The organism is Edaphobacter sp. (genome assembly GCF_035532915.1).
Taxonomy (GTDB): domain Bacteria; phylum Acidobacteriota; class Terriglobia; order Terriglobales; family Acidobacteriaceae; genus Edaphobacter.
In genome coordinates this window covers 1-3,489 of record NZ_DATKQC010000387.1, presented here as the reverse complement: position 1 = coordinate 3,489, position 3,489 = coordinate 1, and the positions used below count along the sequence as shown (strand labels likewise).

Below are 3,489 nucleotides of genomic sequence, written 5' to 3'. Positions count from 1 at the left end.
GCTGCAGCCAATGCGACCTCAACCTTACAGAAGAGAACGCGGTCCAAGAGCATTACTCCTATCGCTTTGAGGCTCCGCCAACTCGCGACGTTTCGTGGGTGCTTGCTCTCCACGGGATGAACACCCGCGGGGACTGGCAGGAGGCGTTTAACTGGAGGGTATCGACCGCCTACAAGAGAAGTGTTCCCGTAGCCATCTACAAGTATGGGATTGTTCGTCCGGGGGCGGTGTGTCGATGGTGTTTACGGCGGCTGGAAGAGAGAGTGATCGAGCGGATCCAGAGGCTCGAAGGGGATACGGAGGCCGGAGGGTTCGCAGGTCCACCCGATGTCATCGCGCATAGCCTGGGGACATGGCTGATCGGTCATGCGTTACAACGAGATCCCAAACTGAAGATCGGGCGTCTCTTGCTCACCGGATGCATTCTTAGGCCCGACTTTGACTGGGGAGCCCTCGAGTCGAACGGTCAAGTGGAGGCGGTACTGAACCACTATGGCACCAAGGATTTCTGGGCCGGAGTTGCGCACTATGTAATCCCGGACTCTGGACCATCAGGAAGGATCGGTTTCGTCTCAGGGTCACCGGTTGTCCAGGTGAGAGCGGAAGGATTTGGACACTCCGACTACTTCATCCAGGAAAATCTTGGGAGGGTCTTCCAACAGACTTGGCAGCCGTTTCTCACGATGCCGTCCGAGAAGTTAGAGTCCCTCGATGTCGGCGGCGCAACTGCATGGTCCAGTGCAGCGTGGCCGCTTCGGGCGACGATTCTGCCGGTGTTGCTACTGATTGTCCTTTGGACCCTTGTGGTCGCGGTGCTGGGCTGCATGATACTAGGCATGATTGAGACATTGAGATTCTTGCTGTCGCTGCTTGCTTAGGGTTTACGCCAACTTGTCGTTTTGAGACGCCTCAACTGCCGATGCGCTCACCCTTGACCCAGCCAAACGTGCCCGATTCGTCGATGTAGATTTTCATGCTGCCTTCCGTTCATTGCGCGTCTGTACAGTATGTGTTTACACGCAATGCTGACTGGTTGAACAGTCTCGTAGATTGAAGATACGCCCGAAGTGAACCGCCCAGCTTGGTCTATCATCAGATCAAACCACGTTTACCGCACGCGCCGCTGGAGTGATACATGCTCGGTTCACAAAAGAAAAAACTCGAAAAAAAGCGCGAAGACGCGCTATCCAGCATCACGGGCGATAGAGTCAACGTCGAGTTAATGGCGCAACGTGCCCGCCCCACCGATGACCCAATAGACCGTGATCTACTTCAGACGGTATTGGACAACATCGCCGCCATCGAAACGGCGGCAAAAAATGCGAGCTCCATAACCGAGCTAGGCGACCTGATTGCGGATGGCGAGTCGCAAGGAATTGCGAGCGCCTACTTCTGTCCAGTGGGCGAGATACGAGATGAAGGAAACCGCGCCATCGACAACATGGAACTTTGGGGCATTCCTGCCCCGTCGATCAGAAAACTCCGCGAGGATTTTGCCAGAGTCGCAGACCAGTCTCCCGTAGCCCCATATGTTGCACGCGCCGCACTCCACGCTATTTTCATCGAAGTAGATGAGTGGACGGATTATATCGACGAATACGAAGACACGATGCGGCGGTATACCCGTTGGTTGTTTGGGTCAACCGCCGCGTTACTCTCGATAGCGGGATTGTGCTTCTACTTGGCACACCTCTTCCCCTTTGCGATCTGGTTCGGCCTGATCACTGCAGGAGCCGCAGGCAGTTCGGTAAGCGTCATGGCGAAGATGCCATCGCTGGACGTGAGCTTGTCCGGGGAGTTGAACGCCTATGGACGGAGAATCAGGAGCCGAATTGCAACGGGCACAATCGGAAGCTTGATCGGCGTTGCGCTTCTGGGCTGGGGTATGTTGCCTCTGACAATCAAAGACTTCGGCTTTGCTGACGCGCTCGCTGCTTGTACGACGTATGGAATTGCGCCTTGTCCCATTACAAAGATGCTTCTCGTCCTCGGAGTTGCGATGCTTCTCGGCGTGAGCGAACGCACACTGACATCATTCGAGCAGCGGTTATTGGGAGAAGGCTCAAATCAACAGACCCCTCGCCTTCGGTGAAAAAGATCGAAGCCGGGAGACGCTCGAGTATGCGGGTGCAGAACAGGTGTTGTTAGGAGGCGAGTGAGATGGGCGATTCGGATTTCGACCCGAATGCGGCAGCCGGCGAAATCGTAAAGGAGGCACTGGATTCTGAGCTGCTGAAGAATTTGCTCGGCCCAATGGCACAGAACATCGGTTTGATTTTGGGGAAAATCAGCGACATTGCTCGCTTCTACACTGAAGATAACTTAGCCAAAATCTTCAAGAAGTGGGCAAGCCAGAGGAAGGGCAAACCCCTCGATGCAGAGGCCTTCAGGCGCGTGCTCCCACTACTTAGAGATGCCGCGATGCAAAGCGACGACGAACTGCAAGAACGATGGGCATCGCTTCTGGAAAACGTTGCAACCGCAGCGAATGGTGTTCTACCGTCGTTCGGTCAAGCGCTCTCGCAACTAACACCGGTAGAGGCTCGCTACCTAGATCGAATCTGGGAGCGCGTGTCGGCGCCCACTGGCTACAACTCCGGGAAACGCGAGGGCAGAGACGAACTGAGCTTCGTCAATCTCATTGACGTCTATGACCCGAAATTGCGAGCGCCGAGTCCTGCTGAAATGCGCGTGTTCAAAGTTCGCATGTCCCCCGGGCAGATTGCATCGTTTGACGAAATGACAAATTTCGAGCTGATGCTCCACGATCTGGAGCGGTTGATCCTTCTTGAAAAGAAGGTGGCATACATACCTGGGAGGATGGGCTGGGCGGAAGTCGGTGGAGCAGAAGTACCCACGGGTCATTCTGAAGGCGGTATGAAAACCACATACGCTCTTACGCAATATGGCGTGAGCTTTATCTCGGCAGTTCGTCGAAAGCAGCCTTAAGACAAGACGAGGAAAAGAAGAGTGTGATGTCTCGGGACAACATCAAACCGGGAAGCCGCTTGAGTGTATTGTGCGGTAGCTCTACATTGCGTGCAAACATTAAGTAGCGAGAAGCGCCGTTCCCGTCAGGAATGCTCTTGGATTTGCCAATGCGTCTTGAGGTGCGCTCAGGCTGGGAACGTGCATTGGCCTGTTGGCAACAGCTGAACCAAGGGCTCTTGACCTGAGGAGATCCTTTCGATATTCTCCTGTCAGTAATTGAGGGGAGAGCATGACTAAATCTGCGGAACTGCTTCAAGGGACGTTAGACCTTCTGATTCTGAAGGTACTGTGTCTCGAGCCTATGCATGGATGGGCCGTCGCGCAACGCATTCACCAACTCTCGAAGGAAGTTCTGCGCGTCAATCAGAGCGCCTTGTATCCGGCGCTGCACCGGCTCGAACATCAGGCATGGATTGAGGCCGAGTGGGGCGAGTCGGAGAACAACCGGCGAGCGAAATACTACTCGTTGACGAAGGCGGGACGGGCGCGGTTAGAAGC

General features: G+C 54.9%; 4 protein-coding genes. All 4 read left to right on the top strand.

Annotation, left to right across the window (positions count from 1 at the left end):
• Positions 1 to 878 (top strand): hypothetical protein (locus tag VMU57_RS18425; RefSeq protein WP_325386101.1); only part of this gene is annotated, 878 nt, incomplete at its 5' end.
• A 257-nt stretch (positions 879 to 1,135) separates the two neighbouring features.
• Positions 1,136 to 2,092, top strand: a complete 957-nt coding sequence (locus VMU57_RS18420) for a hypothetical protein (protein ID WP_325386099.1) — start codon at positions 1,136 to 1,138, stop codon at positions 2,090 to 2,092.
• A gap of 68 nt (positions 2,093 to 2,160) precedes the next feature.
• Positions 2,161 to 2,949, top strand: coding sequence for a hypothetical protein (locus tag VMU57_RS18415; RefSeq protein ID WP_325386097.1), 789 nt, complete (start codon positions 2,161 to 2,163; stop codon positions 2,947 to 2,949).
• A gap of 271 nt (positions 2,950 to 3,220) precedes the next feature.
• Positions 3,221 to 3,489: PadR family transcriptional regulator (locus VMU57_RS18410; RefSeq protein WP_325386095.1), on the top strand; the 269-nt coding region annotated here is incomplete at its 3' end.

Bases quoted from the DNA above. Each gene is read 5' to 3' on its own strand.
- VMU57_RS18420 (WP_325386099.1), top strand. From the start codon at position 1,136: ATGCTCGGTTCACAAAAGAAAAAACTCGAAAAAAAGCGCGAAGACGCG.
- VMU57_RS18415 (WP_325386097.1), top strand. From the start codon at position 2,161: ATGGGCGATTCGGATTTCGACCCGAATGCGGCAGCCGGCGAAATCGTA.